This is a genomic window from Clostridium sardiniense (assembly GCF_019753795.1).
In the GTDB taxonomy this organism is placed as follows: domain Bacteria; phylum Bacillota; class Clostridia; order Clostridiales; family Clostridiaceae; genus Clostridium; species Clostridium sardiniense.
Map to the genome: position 1 here is coordinate 54,586 of NZ_JAIKTU010000014.1, position 17,573 is coordinate 72,158.

The window sequence follows — 17,573 nt, forward strand, 5'->3', positions numbered from 1 at the left end:
CATATTAATAGTACTAAATTATAGGTTTATTTTGTCGGTTTATAATACTTTAAAAAGAAATATAAATAAAATAAATGTAATTATATTAAATTTTATTATACAAAATGTATTTATAGATATAAAATATTGATATATACTAATAACTAAAGAAGTTTTTTTGAGACAAGTATATTTTATTCTCAAAAATTATTAGAAGGAGAGATAAACAGATGAGTGAATTAAATCATGATCTTGGAATAATAGCATTAGAAAGCTGTAAAGAATTAGGTAATGCTGTAGATAAATATATTCAAGAAAAAAGAAATTGCACAGAAACTTTTTTAATACCAACTAATGAAATAAGATTTTCAAATGGAGAAGGAAAGGTTAAAATTTCTGAAACTGTTAGAGGAAAAGATATTTACATTTTATGTGATATTGGAAATTATAGTTGTAAATATAAAATGTTTGGGTTCACAAATCATAAAGGACCTGATGAACATTTCCAAGATATAAAGAGAACTATATCAGCTATCAAGGGAAAAGCTTCAAGAATTACTGTAATTATGCCACTTCTATATGAGTCAAGACAACATAGACGTAAGGGTAGAGAATCACTAGATTGCGCATTAGCACTTCAAGAGCTTGAAAGATTAGGTGTTGATGAAATTATTACTTTTGACGTTCATGATCCTAATGTTCAAAATGCTGTTCCTTTATTATCATTTGAAAACATATATCCAACATATGATATAGTAAAATCACTTACAAGTGATCAATCTTCATTAGAATTAAATAAGGAGAAGTTACTTGTAATAAGTCCAGATACAGGAGCTATGGATAGAGCTATTTATTATTCAAGTGTATTAGGTGTAGATGTTGGTTTATTTTACAAGAGAAGAGACCATTCATTAATAGTTAATGGTAAGAATCCTATAGTTGAACATGAGTATATGGGAAGAGATGTTTCTGGAAAAGATGTATTAATAGTTGATGATATGATAGCATCAGGAGAATCAGTTCTAGATATTGCTTTAGAATTAAAAGCAAGAAATGTTAGAAATGTATATGTTGCAACTACTTTTGCTTTCTTTACAGAAGGATTAGAAAAGTTCAATAAGTTCTATCAAGATGGAGTAATATCAAAAGTTTACTCAACTAACTTAACATATATACCAAAAGAGTTAAGTAATTCAAAATGGTTCTACGGTGTTGATATGTCAGAATTCTTAGCAAGAATAATCAATAGATTAAACTATGGTAAATCTATTGCTAAGTACATGGATGCGACAGAAATAATACGTAGATTATTAAATGAATAGTTTATAATTATATAAAGCAAATAACAGCAGAAATATTTAATATTTCTGCTTTTTTTTAGAATAACTTATATTATTATCTTGATATGTTAGTATTAAGTTGCTACTAAAAGGTCTTAACATATCAAAAGATTTCATTCCATGAAATATAATTTAATATAAGTGCTTTTAGTAAAAGTGTTATTAATTAAGATAATAAGGTTAAGTTTGGATATTTTTAGAGTTACAATGAATATAGTATTTAAAAATGTTGGAGGTGAGTGTAATGATTAATTTTGCACATAGAGGAGCAAGTGGTAATTTCCCAGAAAATACATTACTTGCATTTGAGAAAGCAATAAATATTAAAGTATCTGGTATTGAGCTAGATGTACATAAGACTAAGGATAATAGATTAGTTGTGATTCATGATGAGGATATAGAACGTACTTTTTATGGAAAAGGATTAGTTAAAGACTTTACTTTAGAAGAACTTAAAAAGTTTAAATGCAGAAAAGAACTATTTAGAGATAATGAAAAGTGTAAGATACCTACCTTAGAGGAAGTATTAGACTTAACTAGGAAAGCTGATTTAATACTTAATATAGAGATAAAAACAGATAACATCCATTATAAAGGAATAGAAAAAGATGTTATTGACTTAATTAACAGATATTCTTTAAGAAATAGAGTAATATTATCAAGTTTTAACCATGAAACAATTCAAATATGCAAAAAAATAGATAAAGATGTAGCTACTGGAATGCTGTATGATGAACCTATAGAAAATGTAGTTGAATATGCAAAAAGGATTAAAGTAAATGCAATTCATCCAAGTAAGGATTTAGTATCAAAAGAATTAATAGAAGAAGCTCATAAGAATAATATTTTGGTAAATATATATACTGTTAATGAAATAGATGATATGAAGAGATTAAAAGAATATAATGCAAATGGATTATTTACAGACTATCCAGAAATACTAAAAGAAATATTTTAGAAAGAGAAGTAAGTTTATTAGTTATATTTTATAATATTTATGTATTAAAAAAATGAAATAAGTTAGGGATATATCAGAAGAGAGGAGTGTTAAAGTACTCCTCTCTTTATTTTAAATTATTTTCTTTTATAAATAAATGTAATTTAGAATTAGTATTATTTATGGCTAACTTTCTAATTTTATTAAACTAATAATTTAAGCTAGCATAAATATATTTAATTTAATAACGTAACAAGTAATATTAAATAATATTTTTATATAAAATTTATTTATAGATTTGTTATTAAAGTTATTTATGCTGTATAGAAGAATCCTATTTCTCATAAAAGATATATATTTGTATAATTTAAACTGCTTTCAATATTAACAAATAATATATTTATAAACTGGAGATGAGAAGAATTAATTATGTAGTTTTTGAGGATTTAGTTAAGAGGTATAAAGGTAGCAATAAAAATGTTATAGAAAATTTTAATTTATCGATAGATAAAGGTGAGTTTATCGTAATTGTAGGTTCTAGCGGAAGTGGAAAATCTACTCTTTTAGAAATGATTTGTGGATTTGAAGAAATAACTGAAGGTAGTATATCAATAGATAATAAAATTATAAATGATATAGAACCGAAGGATAGAGATATATCTATGGTATTTCAAAATTATGCATTATTACCTCATTTAACAGCTTATGAGAATATAGCTTTTGGTATGAAAATTAGAAAAGTAAATAAAGAAGAAATAGATAAAAAAGTAATGTGGGTAGCTAAAATTTTGCACTTAGAAGAATATTTAAATGTAAAACCTAAAAAACTATCTGGTGGGCAAAGGCAAAGAATAGCCTTAGCTCGTGCAATTGTTAGGAAACCAAAGTTATTTTTAATGGATGAGCCACTTTCAAATTTAGATGCTAAGTTAAGAAATGAAACCTGTAATGAGATAGTCGCATTACATAAAAAGATAAATGCAACAACAATTTATGTTACTCATGATCAAACAGAAGCATTAACCATGGCGGATAGAATAGTTGTATTAAATGATGGAAGAGTAGAACAAGTAGGAACACCAAAAGAATTATATACAAATCCAAGTAGTATATTTGTAGCAACATTTCTTGGTAAACCTCAAATGAATTTGTTTGAGATGAAAATAAAAGATGAAAGAGTAATATTAAATGATCTTATAGATATAGGTATTTTAGATGAATCTAATAGACTAAATAAAGATGAATACATAATTGGATTTAGAGCTGAAGATATACAAATCAGTGAAGAAGGAAATTCATCTATAAGAGCAATAATTGAGAAAATAGAGTATTTAGGAAGTGAAACAATTCTTTATTTAGATTATGAAGGAATAAAGTTTACAACTAAAACTTATAAAATAAAAGATTTTAAAATAAATGAGAAGATTAATATTAGTTTTAATTTAAAAAATGCTAATATTTTCAATAAACATAATAAAAGGAATATAAGGGGAGAACAAAATGAAGAAAAGAATAATTAGTATGATGATAATGCTACCTCTTTTACTTACAGGGTGCGCAAAAGGGGATTCTTCTACTGTAGAAGGAGAAATAGGTGGAACTATTACAGTAATAACAGATAGAACTGATGCTGATAAATTATTTGAAGAAATGGAAGCTAAGTTTAAAAAATTACATCCTAAAGTAGAAGATATAGTTTTTGAATCATCAAGTGATTATGATAATTACATCACAACTCGTATGAATACAAAAAACTATGGAGATGTTTTATTTGTACCATTTAGTATGAATGCAAATCCAAATGAATATGAAAATTATTTTGAACCTTTAGGTAAAGTTGATGAATTAGAAAAGAAGTATATAGATGTTACAGAGGCAGATTTTAATGGAACTTCCTATGGTATACCAGCAGCTCTTAACTCTTTAGGAATTATCTATAATGAAGATGTTCTAAAAAAGGCAGGAGTAGAAAAAATGCCAACTTCATTAGAAGAAATGGTTGAAGCATGTGAAAAAATTAAAAAGAATACTGATGCAATTCCATTCTATACAAACTACAACAACACACTTGGAGTTTGGGGAGGATCTTTAACTTCTTATGGCGGAGAGCAATATAGATCAGAAATGCTTAAAAAGGGAACTGCTTTTAAAGAAGGACAACCAATAAGACAAGTTATGGATTTATTCTATACATTATCTTCAAAAGGTCTTACTGAAAAGGATCCAATTACAGGAGACTATGCTAAGTCACAACAAATGCTTGCAGATGGAGAAGTTGCAATGTTTATGATGGGATCACAAGAGATTCCAGATATTCAGAAGCTTATTAAGAATGGAAACAAAATAAATATAGCACCATTCCCAGTTAAATTTAATGGACAAACAAGTATACCATTTGGAGCACCAGCTGTAGTTGGAGTTAATAAAAATAGTGAAAATAAAGAAACTGCAAAAGCTTTCTTAGAGTTCTTAGTGTCTGATGAAAGTGGATATGCAAAAGAATTTGGTGGAATGCCACCAAATAGAGAAGATTTAAATGAAGAACAACAAAAAATGTTTAAAGAAAATAATATAATATTAACTGTTCCGACAGAAACACCAGAAAATGATAAACTATATAGTACTATAGCTAATGAGGTTGGAGTTGGAAGACTTACAGATGTATTACAAAAGACTATAAATATAGGTTTATATCCAAATCAAAATGAAAGTTATGATGAATATGTCAATAAATTAGAAGCTAAATGGGAAAAAGCTGTAAAGAATAATGAAAAATAGTACCTTAAAAAAAGAAAGAAAGATTATATTTATCTTTCTTTTTTTTCCAATATTATTATTAATTCTATTTGGATTTTTACCTATAATATCTTTGATTAGTTACAGCTTTACTTCATGGAATGGGTTATCCACTACAAAAGAATTTGTTGGATTCGATAATTTTATAAAGATACTTACAGATCCTAGCTACATAGAAGTGTTTAAAAATAGTCTATATTATTTTGTATCTGGTATATTACAAATTATAATTGGATTAACCTTTGCAATAATATTATCTTTTAAGGTTAAATTTAAAGGATTTTTTAAAGCTGCTTTTGTATTTCCTTGCCTTATAAGTGGTGTTGCAATATCAATGATGTTTAGAGTTTTTTTCTCACCAGATGGAACATTTGATCAAATATTAACTTCTTTAGGTCTTGCAGATATTATTCACTTTTGGCTTGGTGATCCAAGATTTGTAAACTATACTTTAGCAAGTATATCATTATGGAGATTTACTGGAATGAGCTTTATTATGTACTTTGGAGCAATTCAGTCTATTCCAAAGGAATATTTAAAGTGTGCTGAAATTGAAGGAGCATCAATTCTTCAAAAGGTTAGATATGTTATATTACCAAACATACACACAGTAATTAAGATAAACTTTATTCTTTTGATTGTAGGTTCAATTTCTGTATTTGAAATACCTATGATAATGACAAATGGATCTAATGGGACAAGTACCTTCTTACTTATGACTATGAAGACAGCCTTTGAAAAGAAGCAGATAGGTCTTGCAGCTAGTATGGCAGTTATAATAACTATCCTAATCGTAGTTATGACTTTAATACAAAAGAGGATGTATAGAAATGATGAAGATGAATATTAGGAAAATAACTTTAAAGACAATTAAATATATAGCCTTAATTTTATGGTTATTAATTTTATTTACACCTATTATAACTATATTTTTTGGTTCATTTAAAACTTATAATGAATTTAATAATACAGCTGGAATAACACCACCTGATAGCTTTTTAAATTTATCAAATTATAAGGATGCGTTTATAAATGGGAAGATGTTAGTAGGATTTTTTAATACATTTATTCTAATTCTTTTTGGAGTTGGAGGCAGTGTAATAATTGGTTCTATGGTAGCATTTGCTATAAATAGATTCAATTTTAGAGGCAAAAAAATAATTTTATTTATGTATTTATTAGTATCAATTGTTCCTATGGAAATATCACAAGTTGCAACATTTAAAATTATTGATGCAATGGGTATATATAATACACGCCTTGCACCTATAGTTTTATATTTAGGGGCAGATGTACTTATGGTATATATATATCTTCAAATGCTTGAAAAGATTCCAAAGGATATAGATAAAGCGGCAAGACTTGAAGGGGCAAGCTATTTCAAGATATATTGGAAGGTTATTTTTCCGCTACTAAAGCCAGCAACTGCAACAGCATGTATGATAAAAATAATTTCAATTTATAATGATTTTTATATACCGTTTTTATATATGCCTGGTGAGGGGTTAAATACAGTATCAACAGCTTTATTTAAGTTTATTGGACCAGCAAGAACAGATTGGCAGATTATATGTGCTGCCATAATAATTAGTATGATACCTATGATTATATTCTTTTGTTTTCTTCAAAAGCATATATACGGGGGTATAACGTCAGGGAGTATTAAATGATGAAAGAAAATAATTTTTTTAAGAGAGTATATACAGTATTAGAAGTAAGAACTGGTTTTGCAACTGGACTACCTGTTTTAAGTGGTGGTTTATTTGGAGCTTATTTAGCAGGGAAGCTAGACATAGCTTTATTAGTTCTTATGTTTATTTCGGGATTTAGTTTCAACATAGTATCTAATATAGCAAATGAAATAAGAGGATATTTAAAAAGTGAAGAAAGCGAAGAAACACTAACAGGACATATAGGAAGTGAAGGTCTTGCTAGAGGTGCAGCTAAGCTTAAGGATGCAGTTATTGCACTTATATTTATGACTATGCTTGGAGGTGCATCAGGACTTCTTATAGTATTTATAACTAGAGATTTAAATATATTATTTATAGGAGTTCTTAGTGCACTAGCTGCTATATGCTATTCTTTGGGACCTAAGCCATATATTATATATCCGGTAGGGGAACTTATATCTGGAATTTTTGTCGGATTTATAAGTTGTTTTGTATCTATATATATTCAATTAGGTAAAGTCACTGTAGATGTAGTTCTATATTCAATTATAGCCATGATAATGACAGTATTTTTAATGTCTACTAACAATACGTCGGATTATAATAAAGATATGGGAAGTAGAACAACCCTTCCTCATGTTATTGGATTTAGAAATTCAATTAAGATAATAATACCAGAGGCTATAATCATGGTGTTATGTTGGATAGGATTATTCTTTAATGGAAGTATAATGCTTATTATGTTTATAACTGGAATTATTACTTTCTATTATTATGGATATGTTCGTTGGTATAAAGACTATTATAAGATAAAAGAAGTTTATAAAGAAATGGGAAGAGAGTGGGGACCAAGACCATTATTATTAATATATAGCTTTCATATAGCGTTATCTTTAGAATTTTTAATTATGATAATAGCAAAGTAAAGAGGAGAGAATTATGAGTGTAATTAATATTACTTTAATAAAGAAAAACCCATTATGCATACCTACAATTATGGCAAGTAAAATGGGAATATTTAAAAAGCATAATATAGAGGTTAACTTGGAGCTTCCAGAGGATTTTGATTTTGGTGGTAAGAAGCCATTTCTAGAAGGTAAATCTCATGCTATGATGGGAGATATAACATTCTTTTTCTATATGCTTAAAAGAGGAAAGGATGCTGTTATAACAGCAAATTTAACTCGTACTATAAGTTTTTTAGTAAGGAAGGATGCCCCTAAAGATTTAAGGGGATTAAGAGTTGGAGTAAATAGATCTGGACTTTTCAAATTATTTTTAGAAAATGATTTAAAAAATAAATTAGAAGATGTAAAAATTACTTGGATTAATAACACATATGAAAGAATTAAAGCAATTGATAATGGAGAAATCGATGCTTTAGTTGCTATAGAACCATTTATAGGAGAACTTGTAGATAAGGGCTATCAAAAGGTATGGAGTTTAAGAGAAAGTGAAAAAAATTTAGTTATGTGGTGTTTTGAAGAGGAATTCTATAGAGAGAATAAGGAAGCAGTTAAAAGCTTTCATAAAGCTTTAGAAGAGGCTAAAGTAATATTTAATGAATCTAGTAAAGAAGAGAAAGTAAAGATTGCTATAGACTATGCTGGATATAGCTTAAATGCAGCAAAGAGATTAGAAGGTTTTACCTTCGAAAAAGGGGAAGTTTATAGGGAAGAAGACTTTAATCTTTGCCAAGAGTGGATGTATAGAGAAGGGGATATTGATAGATTATATAGTCCTAAAGATTTAATAATTAAAGATACATTTATATAAAATAATAAGCCAAAAGTAAAATATATATTTTACTTTTGGCTTTAAAACTTTTAAGGTACTATTAGATTTTAAAGTTTAATTAGTTCTAAAATAAGGTATCTTTCTTAAGTGTGATAATAAATAGTTTGCAGATAAACCTACAAATATCCCAGTTCCTATACCTGCTAATGATAGGACAGGTAAATATAAAAACACACCGAAATTCTCTAGTATAAGGGAGGCTACAAAAAGCTGACCTATATTATGAAATACTGCAGCAGAAGCGCTAACGCCTATTATTGATACATATTTACCACCAAGTTCCTTAACTAAAACTATAATTGCAAAGCTAAGTAGACCACCAGCTGCACTATATAAAAGTGTTGATATACTTCCTCCTAACATAGTTGATAAAAGTAGTCTTAAAAGCAACACTAGGAATGAGTCTTTATAGCTATCTAATGTATATACTGATATCATTATTACAAGATTTGCAAGTCCAAGTTTGGCACCAGGTGTTATAAATGGTACTGGTATCATACCTTCAAATATGTATAAAATTAGAGCCATAGCAACAAGTAGAGCCATATAAAGCATTTTTGAAGTTTTGTTAAATCTCATAATATCTAATGGGAAAGTATAGTATCAGAATCACTATTACTTTCATCTCCTTTAATTTCTATTATTAATTCATTGGGTAAACAAACAATGGTTTGTCCTACCTTGGATATAACTCCTTGCTTAATACAAAGGTCATCCCTGCAATCAGCTTCTATTATTTTAATTGTATTATCTTTTATTGAAATAGTGTTGTTTCCATGATTAGTTTTTACTACTAAAGTCTTTTCACCTTTAAAAGATGAAAGTGGAATATTATCATATACATCGCCAGAAACTTTGATGTTAGCATAAGTACTACTGTAGTCTTTAGATAGAGTTTTTGCAAATATCAAATAAGGAACGAATGACAATATAATAAGAAATAATATTATAATTATGTCTAATTTCTTGAAGATCTTCATTTAACATTTCTCCTAAGTAAATTTAATTGTAGTTTTTTATTAAAGCTACGATTAGATTTTAAATTATATAAAAAGAAAGGGGTAATAGAAAAAACTTATACTGTATAAAAAATATATATTAATATAAAATGTCAAAATCGTTGTATAATCCTCTTGGGAATAATAAAAAATTAATCTATATATTTTTAGGAGGAAATTTTAATGAAAAAGAAGTTATTAGTAGGATTATGCACAGCTGCATTAGCAATATCACTTGTAGGTTGTGGTGGAAGTGATGATAAAAAGGCAGAAACACCAGACAAAGGTTCAGAAGTTACAATGAAAGATGGTACTTATGAAGTAGAAACAAAGAATGCTGATGATAATGGTGGAAAAGCTAAAGTTGTTCTTACTGTTGCAGATGGAAAAATAACAAAAGCTGCTTACAATGAATTTACTGACAAAGGTAATAAGAGAGAAGACAAAGAATATAATGACATGATGAAAGAAAAAGCAGGTACAAATCCAGCGGCATATGAAGTTGAATTAGAAAAGAAAATTGTAGAATCTCAATCAGGAGATTTCGATGCAGTAACTGGTGCAACAAGCTCATCAGATAAAGCTAAAGTTTTAGTTAAAGAAGCTATAAACAATGCAAATGAAGGAAAAGCAGAAAAAGAATTAATAGAAATTAAATAATTATAATTTATAAAACAAAATTTAAATTAAAAGATTTATTTAATAAATATAAGACTATTAATATAGTAAATTACCATATTAATAGTCTTTTTTTTATTGCTTTAACTTTAAAATAGAAAAAATGTTAATATTTATCAATAGGGGTTTGAGAAAATAGAGCAAATTAAAGAATAATTTGTTGTATTTTACCGGAAAAACTTATAAAATATAAAATACATATGAATAATATGAATAAAAAATTAACAATACGATGAATGGAATCAATTAAAATGATTTCTTTTGGAAGGAGAATACACTTATGGGCAAAAAAGTTATTACTTTTTTTATAACAACTATTTTGATCATTAGTTTAGTAGGGTGTACTAAAGAAAAATCGAAAGATACTAAATTGAAAGATCCCATTAGTAGAACTGAATTATTTATGGGAACTGCTATAAAGATAACACTTTATGATGGAGGAAGCGAAGAAATATTGGACAAGGCATTTAAAAGAGTTATTGATCTAGAGGATTTAGTTAGTATTAATAAGTCCGGAACAGAGATTGTAGAACTTAATAAAAATTCAGGGATAAATCCGGTTAAGCTTAGTGATGATAGTTTTAATATTATAGAAAAAGGGTTAGAATATTCAAAAGCATCCAAGGGCGGATATGATATTACAATAGGTCCTCTAGTTAAGTTATGGAGTATTGGACTTCCTGAAGCAAAGGTTCCAAATGAAAATGAAATAAAAGAAGCTATTAAACATGTTGATTATTCCAAATTAAAAATTAATAAAGATACTAATGAGGTATTTTTAAGTGAAAAGGGAATGATGATAGACCTTGGAAGTATTGCAAAAGGATATGCAGCAGATGAAATTGTAAAACTTTTAAAAGAAGAAGGGGTAACAGAAGCTATTGTTGATTTAGGTGGAAACATATATGCTCTAGGTAAAAAGGAAGGTAATAAAAACTGGAAAATAGGAATCCAAGATCCTAATACAGAAAGAGGTAATGTAGTCGGAATGGTTGAGACCTATAATAAATCTGTTGTTACCACTGGGGTTTATGAAAGATTTATAGAAAAAGATGGAGTTAAGTATCACCATATTTTAAATCCTAAGATAGGATATCCTTACAAAACTGATATTGCAGGAGTATCTATAATAGCTGATAAATCAATGGATGCAGATGCATTATCAACTTTAATATTCACTAAAGGATTAGATGAAGGTATTAAATTTATAGAAACTTTAGATGGTGTAGATGCAATATTTATAATGAATGATAGAAAGGTTTATATAACTGAAGGAGTAAGAGAGAGCTTTAAATTAACAAATGAAAGTTTTGAACTTGCAAACTAGAGAGGAGGAAAATTATGCAAATAGATAGTTTGAAATATTTTTATGAAGTGGCAGAACTAAAAAGTATATCAAAGGCCGCTAATAATTCACATATATCACAACCAGCTTTAAGTCATCAACTTTCTAAGCTTGAGAAGGAGCTTGGTGCAAGACTTCTTGAAAGAAGTAATAAAGGAGTTAAACTTACTAGTCAAGGAGAGATACTTTATAATTATGCTAGAGAAATTCTTATATCTCACAATAATTTAATTGAAGAGATAAGTGCAAATAATGTTAGTAAAGAAGAAATAGAAATAACTAATTCAAGTATGTATGCTAATTTTTTAGTATCTAATATTGCTAAAGATATTAGCAAAATATTCAAGAACTTTAATGTGATCATAAACAATCAATTAGAAATTAATGAGCAAGTTTTATTATTACATAATAGATCAGATGTAGTAGTCGGTTGCAAAATGATATATGATGTTGACTTATCATCAAATTATATAGGAAGTGATAAGTTAATACTTATAAGTAAACAAGAAATTAAAAAAGATAAGTTTGATAAATTATCTATTGCGTTACTAGATGATAATTTAAGTATTCCAAGAAGAGAACTTGAAAAATTAGATAAATCCAATATATGCTTAAAAACAAATTCAATAGATACGATAAGGGAATATTTAAATAACTCTAATACAGCTGCTATTGTTCCAAGAATATCAGTTCAAGCAGAATTAGAATCAGGAATATTTAAAGATTTAGAATGTAAAAGTTATGAAATAGAATATGATTTATTTATAACTTATAAAAAAGATATAGAAAACAGTTTGAAAAAGAAGATTAATCTATTCAAAGATGAATTAGAAAAGATTCTAAACAAAGAGATAGAGAGTAAGGTGAAGTTGTAAGTATTGAGTATGCCTAATATTTAAAATGTTCATACTTCATAAAGAAAAGTTATAACAAAATTGAATAAATTAAATTAAGTTATGTATCTAAAGCGCCTAAATATAAGGGGTTATAAAGTTTCGTTAAAATGAAACGTTATTCATAAATTATATTTATTTAGTAATAAAACATGCTAGACAGTTATAGTTATTAAATATAGAATAGACATGCAAAACAACTTTTGAGATTATTTTAACAAAAGAATATTGGTTAATAATTAAAATGAAATGAGGGAATTATATGTCTACGAAAATTGTTATTTTAGGCGCTGGTTATGCAGGTGTACATGCAGCCAAAAAGTTAGCAAAAAAGTATAAAAAGAATAAAGAGGTAGAGATTACTTTAATTGATAAGAATCCTTACCATACTTTAATGACAGAATTACATGAAGTTGCAGGGGGGAGAGTTCCAGAAGAGTCTGTAAAGGTAGAACTTTCTAGAATATTCCACAGAACCAAAGTAAATGTTGTTGTTGACTACATAGAAAATGTAGATGAAAATAAAAATATAGTAAAGACAAAACAAGGTGAGTATCAGTATGATTATTTAATGATAGGAACAGGAAGTGAACCGGCATTCTTTGGAGTACCGGGAGTAAAGGAAAATGGATTTACTCTATGGTCACTAGAAGATGCACTTAGAATAAAAGCTCATATAAAAGATAGAGTTAAAGAAGCTTCTTATGAAAGAAATGCTGAAAAGAGAAAGCGAATGCTTACTTTTGTAGTTGCAGGATCAGGATTTACTGGGATAGAAATGGCTGGAGAACTATTAGAATGGAAAGATACATTAGCAAAAGAGTATAGAGTTGATGTTAAAGAAATTAAGATATTGGTAGTTGAAGCAATATCTACTATACTTAATATGTTAGATAGAAAGCAAGCAGATAAAGCTGAAAAATACATGGTCAAGCATGGTGTAGAAATCTTAAAGGATTCTCCAATTGTAGAAGTTACTAAAAATACTATTAAGCTAAAGAGTGGAAAAGTAATTCCTACAGAAACTTTAATTTGGACTTGTGGAGTTCAAGCTAATCAAGATTTAGATCAAATTGAGATTAAAAAAGCTAGAGCTGGAAGATATGCTGCTAACAAATATATGCAAGCAGAAGGAAAAGAAAATATATTTGTAGTTGGAGATATTGCATATGTAGAAGAAACACCAGGCAATGGTAATCCGCAAATAGTTGAAGCTGCAGAGCAAACAGCAGTAACAGCTGTTAAAAATATAGTAGCTTCAATGGAAAATAAAGAAAAAGTAGAATTTAAGTCTAATTATCACGGATTTATGGTATCTATAGGTGGAAGATACGCTGTAGCTAATTTAATGGGAATGAAATTATCAGGCTTCTTTGCTATGGTAATGAAGCACCTTATAAATATGGTTTATTTATTTGGAGTAAATAATGTTCATGCAGTATATAACTATCTTCAACATGAATTCTTCGCTATGAAAGAAAGAAGATGTATAATGAGAGGACATTTATCATCTAAGGGAAATAGATTGTGGTTAGTTCCTTTAAGAGTTTATATAGGTTTCCTTTGGTTAATTGAAGGGCTTAAAAAATTAATTGGTGAAGAAACTTGGACTAAAGCTTTTGATTCAGCGTCTAGCGCATCAGATGCAGCTGGTGGAAGTATAACCGCTTATTTTGATGGTTTAAGCAGCAACTTAACAATTGGTTGGGATAGCTGGATGAAGATGGGGAATGTTAAGATGCCATTTTCCTGGCTTCAAGATACAGTCTCAGGAGCATCACAAGCAGCTGAAGGTACAGCAACAAATATGCCAACACCTATATTTGAAAGTATGCCAAAATTCTATGAATCAATAATGGAAATATTTATGCCAAATCCTGAAATTGCAGTTTGGTTCCAAAGAATAGTTGTTTTAACTGAAATAGCTATAGGGTTATGCTTAATTGTAGGATTGTTTACATTCTTAGCTTCAGCAGCATCTGCATTTATGACAGTTAATTTTATATTCTCAGCAATGGCTGGGTGGGATATATTATGGTTCACATTTGGTAGTATCGCATTAATGGCTGGTGCTGGAAGAACTTTTGGATTAGATTATTATGTAATGCCTTGGATCAACAAACTCGTAGGTAACTTCTGGATGGGAAAGAGAGAACCTATCTATGATATACATGGTGGAAATAAGTAAAACAATTTAAATAAAAAAGCAGGAATATATTCCTGCTTTTTAATTCAATAAAATTATAATGTTATTTGGAGATGAAACGAGGGGATAAACATGAGTAAGTTTTGGAGCAATTATCCTATAATTGATAGAGAAATTGAAGAGGTTAAAAAACAAATTAGCAAAAATGCTAAATGTAAAGATAAAATTATAGAAAAAAGTATATTAGAGTTATTGAATTCTGGTGGTAAGATGTTAAGACCCGCTTTTACAGTTATAGCTTCAAAATTTGGAGATTATAATGAAGAGAGAGTTATTGCGCTGGCATCAGTAATAGAAATGTTTCATATGGCCACATTAGTTCATGACGATGTTATTGACGATGCAGAGTTAAGACGTGGAAAAGAGACAGTTCAAGCAAAGTATGGTAAAAACTATGCCGTATACATAGGAGATTATCTTTTCTGCTTATGTTTTAGAATATTAGCTACAACTTCATCAATAGAAAGAGGAGTGGATATTGATACAAAGGTAATGTCTAGGATATGTATGGGAGAAGTTGAACAATTAAGCTCAAGGTTTAATAAAGATGTATCAATTAAGGATTATTTAAAAAGAATATCAGGTAAGACAGCAGAGTTATTTTCATTAAGTTTATATATAGGTGCTGCAGAAAGCTCATGTGATAAGAAAATCTGTAGATTATTTTGGGAGATAGGTCATAATATAGGTATGGCATTCCAAATAATAGATGATACATTAGATTATGTAGGAACAGACGAAGAGATAGGTAAAAAGTCTGGAAATGACATAAAGGACGGTATATATACTCTTCCATTACTATTAGCTATGAAGAATAATAAAGAAGTATTTGATAAAATATTAAAAGAAGATAATTATACTGATGAAGAGGCTAGAAATATAATAGAAAAAGTCAAAGAAAATAATGGGGTAGAAGAATCTATTAAAATTGCAGAAAAGTATTCTGAAAAATCTTTTAAATATATAAATAAATTACCTGATAATGAATATAAAGATATACTTTTAGAAGTAACGAAAAAACTACTTAAAAGAAAATATTAAATAAAAAATAACGGGCAATCCCGTTATTTTTTATTTTTAAAAATGATTGCTTATTTCTTCTCTTTGAATTCTTTTTAAATCTTTAAGTCTTAAGTGTGTTTTATCCATAATCTTTTCAAAAGTTTCTCCATCAATAATCATTTGTTTAGCCATATCGTGAGCAGACTTATTATTATCCATAACACATTCCTCCTATAAGTTTTTCATTAATTATTTTGTGATTATAGATAAAAGTATATTCATTAAAATTTAATATCTATAAAAGTTTGATGATTTTCATGAAGGAAGTTTAATATTCAATAAAAAAACTTGAAAAATCTAATAAAATAATTAAAAAGTTCTTAATATATCTTAAAAATACTTTAGTATATAATTTAGATATGAGTTTTAGTATATAATGGATATGAATAGAAATTTACTATATAAACTAATAATACGTAAGGATATAAAGAGATACTTTAGTACATATATGATATAATTTAAAACATTAATGTACTAATACAATTAATTTAAAATAAATAGTTAGATATTTATGATAGAGAGGATTAGGGGTGAAAAGATGAAGATTGATTGGAATAAAAAATATAATACCATTTCTGTTTATGCATTTCTTGTTGTATGTGCAATAATTTTATTTTATTTAGCAATATCTCAGCTAGGTTCTCTTATGAATAAGATACATGTTGCAATAGGTATACTTAAACCATTTATTTGGGGATTTGCTATAGCATATATACTAGATTTTGTTTTAAGGTTTTATGAAAATAAAGTATTAGAATTTTCATTTTTTAAAAAAATTTTTAAAAAATTTAATATTAGATCAAAAAGGGGACTTGGATTATTATTTACATATATAACTGCTTTTATAGTTGTTGGATTATTTATTCAATTTGTACTACCACAACTGATTAACAGTATAGTTGGTTTAGTTAATGATATACCATCATACATATCTAATACTAGTAAGTTTATTAATGATATAGTAAATAAATTAGATATTCAAGAACACTATTTAGTAATAATAAATGATAAGTTTAACGGTCTTATTGATTATGTAATTAAGGCATCAGCAAACTTAATTCCTATGCTTGGAGGAATACTTACAGTTATTTTATCAAGTATCTGGAATATAGTATTAGGGATAATAGTTTCTATATATCTTTTAATAGAAAAAGAGAAGTTTTTTGCCCTAAGTAAGAAAATGACTTATGGAATATTTCCTATGAAGGCAGCTGAAAAGATATTGGAGTTAACACATAGAAGTAACGATACTTTTGGAAAGTTTTTAAGTGGAAAAATATTAGATTCACTTATAATTGGAGTCTTAACTTTTGTTATTTTAACAATAGTCAAGATGCCATATACTCTTTTAATATCTGTAATTATAGGTATAACCAATATAATACCATTCTTTGGACCGTTTATTGGTGCAATACCATCAATTATAATAGTTCTATTTGTTTCACCAATTAAAGCACTATGGCTTGCGATAATTATTTTGATAATACAACAAATTGATGGAAATATTATAGGACCTAAAATACTTGGAGATTCCATTGGAATATCCGCTTTTTGGATATTATTCTCAATACTAGTTGCAGGTAAATTCTTAGGATTAGTTGGAATGGTTATAGGTGTTCCATTATTTGCAATTGTATATTCTATAATTAAAGAGATTGTAGAAGATAGGCTGAAGAAAAAAGGAATGAAAGTTCGTACAAAAGATTATATGTAAAAATTAAAGGTCATTACAATATTGTAGTGACTTTTTAATTTGTATTTTTGTGAGTATATCTTTATTATATATAAATTGAGAAAAGTATATCAGATATTGATGAGGATAATATAATGCATACAGTAAATATGGATATAGTATATGTGAGAAAACAA

Annotated in this window: 17 protein-coding genes; 14 read left to right on the forward strand and 3 right to left on the reverse strand. The window is 27.6% G+C overall.

All coding sequences use genetic code 11. The features are described 5' to 3' along the window. Window positions 1-209 precede the first annotated feature (209 nt). The 8 genes from K5V21_RS15635 to K5V21_RS15670 all read left to right on the forward strand — a co-directional run bounded on the left by K5V21_RS15635 (window position 210) and on the right by K5V21_RS15670 (window position 8,501). Window positions 210-1,301 carry a ribose-phosphate pyrophosphokinase gene (locus K5V21_RS15635; protein WP_204593560.1) on the forward strand — a complete coding sequence of 364 codons (1,092 nt, stop codon included), beginning with the start codon at window positions 210-212 and terminating at the stop codon, window positions 1,299-1,301. A 262-nt stretch (window positions 1,302-1,563) separates the two neighbouring features. Further along, a complete protein-coding gene (locus K5V21_RS15640) occupies window positions 1,564-2,277 on the forward strand; it encodes a glycerophosphodiester phosphodiesterase (protein WP_221862089.1) in 714 nt (237 codons plus the stop codon). A 392-nt stretch (window positions 2,278-2,669) separates the two neighbouring features. Next, window positions 2,670-3,776, forward strand: coding sequence for an ABC transporter ATP-binding protein (locus tag K5V21_RS15645; protein WP_221862090.1), 1,107 nt, complete (start codon window positions 2,670-2,672; stop codon window positions 3,774-3,776). Next, window positions 3,757-5,034, forward strand: coding sequence for an ABC transporter substrate-binding protein (locus K5V21_RS15650; protein WP_221862091.1), 1,278 nt, complete (start codon window positions 3,757-3,759; stop codon window positions 5,032-5,034). Before K5V21_RS15645 ends, K5V21_RS15650 begins: the two co-directional genes overlap by 20 nt. Continuing rightward, window positions 5,024-5,902, forward strand: a complete 879-nt coding sequence (locus tag K5V21_RS15655) for a carbohydrate ABC transporter permease (RefSeq protein WP_221862092.1) — start codon at window positions 5,024-5,026, stop codon at window positions 5,900-5,902. Before K5V21_RS15650 ends, K5V21_RS15655 begins: the two co-directional genes overlap by 11 nt. Then, window positions 5,883-6,722, forward strand: coding sequence for a carbohydrate ABC transporter permease (locus K5V21_RS15660; RefSeq protein ID WP_245000748.1), 840 nt, complete (start codon window positions 5,883-5,885; stop codon window positions 6,720-6,722). The genes K5V21_RS15655 and K5V21_RS15660 overlap by 20 nt, the downstream gene beginning before the upstream one ends. Continuing rightward, window positions 6,719-7,651 (forward strand): prenyltransferase, encoded by a 933-nt coding sequence (locus tag K5V21_RS15665; protein WP_245000749.1) that lies wholly within the window; start codon window positions 6,719-6,721, stop codon window positions 7,649-7,651. Before K5V21_RS15660 ends, K5V21_RS15665 begins: the two co-directional genes overlap by 4 nt. 13 nt (window positions 7,652-7,664) lie before the next feature. After that, on the forward strand, window positions 7,665-8,501 hold the full coding sequence (locus K5V21_RS15670) for an ABC transporter substrate-binding protein (RefSeq protein WP_221862093.1): 837 nt from the start codon (window positions 7,665-7,667) through the stop codon (window positions 8,499-8,501). Window positions 8,502-8,576: 75 nt separating this feature from the next. Here the strand turns inward: K5V21_RS15670 and K5V21_RS15675 are convergent, their stop codons facing one another. Beyond that, window positions 8,577-9,101, reverse strand: a complete 525-nt coding sequence (locus K5V21_RS15675; protein WP_221862094.1) for a Gx transporter family protein — start codon at window positions 9,099-9,101, stop codon at window positions 8,577-8,579. 5 nt (window positions 9,102-9,106) lie between these two features. Then, window positions 9,107-9,502, reverse strand: a complete 396-nt coding sequence (locus K5V21_RS15680; protein ID WP_245000750.1) for a NusG domain II-containing protein — start codon at window positions 9,500-9,502, stop codon at window positions 9,107-9,109. 201 nt (window positions 9,503-9,703) lie between these two features. Between K5V21_RS15680 and K5V21_RS15685 the strand changes: the two genes are divergently transcribed. From K5V21_RS15685 to K5V21_RS15705, 5 genes are all read left to right on the forward strand, one after another. Continuing rightward, window positions 9,704-10,180 (forward strand): FMN-binding protein, encoded by a 477-nt coding sequence (locus K5V21_RS15685; RefSeq protein ID WP_204593567.1) that lies wholly within the window; start codon window positions 9,704-9,706, stop codon window positions 10,178-10,180. A 298-nt stretch (window positions 10,181-10,478) separates the two neighbouring features. Then, window positions 10,479-11,525, forward strand: coding sequence for an FAD:protein FMN transferase (locus K5V21_RS15690; protein WP_221862095.1), 1,047 nt, complete (start codon window positions 10,479-10,481; stop codon window positions 11,523-11,525). 14 nt (window positions 11,526-11,539) lie between these two features. Further along, the gene (locus tag K5V21_RS15695; protein ID WP_221862096.1) at window positions 11,540-12,418 is read left to right on the forward strand and encodes a LysR family transcriptional regulator; all 879 of its coding nucleotides are present in this window, start codon (window positions 11,540-11,542) and stop codon (window positions 12,416-12,418) included. A 280-nt stretch (window positions 12,419-12,698) separates the two neighbouring features. Beyond that, a complete protein-coding gene (locus K5V21_RS15700) occupies window positions 12,699-14,624 on the forward strand; it encodes an FAD-dependent oxidoreductase (protein ID WP_221862097.1) in 1,926 nt (641 codons plus the stop codon). Between the two features lie 90 nt (window positions 14,625-14,714). Beyond that, window positions 14,715-15,683, forward strand: a complete 969-nt coding sequence (locus tag K5V21_RS15705; RefSeq protein ID WP_221862098.1) for a polyprenyl synthetase family protein — start codon at window positions 14,715-14,717, stop codon at window positions 15,681-15,683. A 36-nt stretch (window positions 15,684-15,719) separates the two neighbouring features. Here K5V21_RS15705 and K5V21_RS15710 read toward each other — a convergent pair whose 3' ends face one another. Beyond that, window positions 15,720-15,863 carry a hypothetical protein gene (locus K5V21_RS15710; RefSeq protein ID WP_221862099.1) on the reverse strand — a complete coding sequence of 48 codons (144 nt, stop codon included), beginning with the start codon at window positions 15,861-15,863 and terminating at the stop codon, window positions 15,720-15,722. A 379-nt stretch (window positions 15,864-16,242) separates the two neighbouring features. On the opposite strand from K5V21_RS15710, the gene K5V21_RS15715 reads away from it, so the two are divergent. Next, window positions 16,243-17,418: an AI-2E family transporter gene (locus K5V21_RS15715; protein ID WP_221862100.1), complete on the forward strand. Its 1,176-nt coding sequence runs from the start codon at window positions 16,243-16,245 to the stop codon at window positions 17,416-17,418. The last annotated feature ends 155 nt before the right edge of the window (window positions 17,419-17,573 follow it).

Coding starts and splice junctions, on each gene's coding strand:
- K5V21_RS15635 (WP_204593560.1), top strand. CDS start 210: ATGAGTGAATTAAATCATGATCTTGGAATAATAGCATTAGAAAGCTGT.
- K5V21_RS15640 (WP_221862089.1), top strand. CDS start 1,564: ATGATTAATTTTGCACATAGAGGAGCAAGTGGTAATTTCCCAGAAAAT.
- K5V21_RS15645 (WP_221862090.1), top strand. CDS start 2,670: ATGAGAAGAATTAATTATGTAGTTTTTGAGGATTTAGTTAAGAGGTAT.
- K5V21_RS15650 (WP_221862091.1), top strand. CDS start 3,757: ATGAAGAAAAGAATAATTAGTATGATGATAATGCTACCTCTTTTACTT.
- K5V21_RS15655 (WP_221862092.1), top strand. CDS start 5,024: ATGAAAAATAGTACCTTAAAAAAAGAAAGAAAGATTATATTTATCTTT.
- K5V21_RS15660 (WP_245000748.1), top strand. CDS start 5,883: ATGATGAAGATGAATATTAGGAAAATAACTTTAAAGACAATTAAATAT.
- K5V21_RS15665 (WP_245000749.1), top strand. CDS start 6,719: ATGATGAAAGAAAATAATTTTTTTAAGAGAGTATATACAGTATTAGAA.
- K5V21_RS15670 (WP_221862093.1), top strand. CDS start 7,665: ATGAGTGTAATTAATATTACTTTAATAAAGAAAAACCCATTATGCATA.
- K5V21_RS15675 (WP_221862094.1), bottom strand. CDS start 9,101: ATGAGATTTAACAAAACTTCAAAAATGCTTTATATGGCTCTACTTGTT.
- K5V21_RS15680 (WP_245000750.1), bottom strand. CDS start 9,502: ATGAAGATCTTCAAGAAATTAGACATAATTATAATATTATTTCTTATT.
- K5V21_RS15685 (WP_204593567.1), top strand. CDS start 9,704: ATGAAAAAGAAGTTATTAGTAGGATTATGCACAGCTGCATTAGCAATA.
- K5V21_RS15690 (WP_221862095.1), top strand. CDS start 10,479: ATGGGCAAAAAAGTTATTACTTTTTTTATAACAACTATTTTGATCATT.
- K5V21_RS15695 (WP_221862096.1), top strand. CDS start 11,540: ATGCAAATAGATAGTTTGAAATATTTTTATGAAGTGGCAGAACTAAAA.
- K5V21_RS15700 (WP_221862097.1), top strand. CDS start 12,699: ATGTCTACGAAAATTGTTATTTTAGGCGCTGGTTATGCAGGTGTACAT.
- K5V21_RS15705 (WP_221862098.1), top strand. CDS start 14,715: ATGAGTAAGTTTTGGAGCAATTATCCTATAATTGATAGAGAAATTGAA.
- K5V21_RS15710 (WP_221862099.1), bottom strand. CDS start 15,863: ATGGATAATAATAAGTCTGCTCACGATATGGCTAAACAAATGATTATT.
- K5V21_RS15715 (WP_221862100.1), top strand. CDS start 16,243: ATGAAGATTGATTGGAATAAAAAATATAATACCATTTCTGTTTATGCA.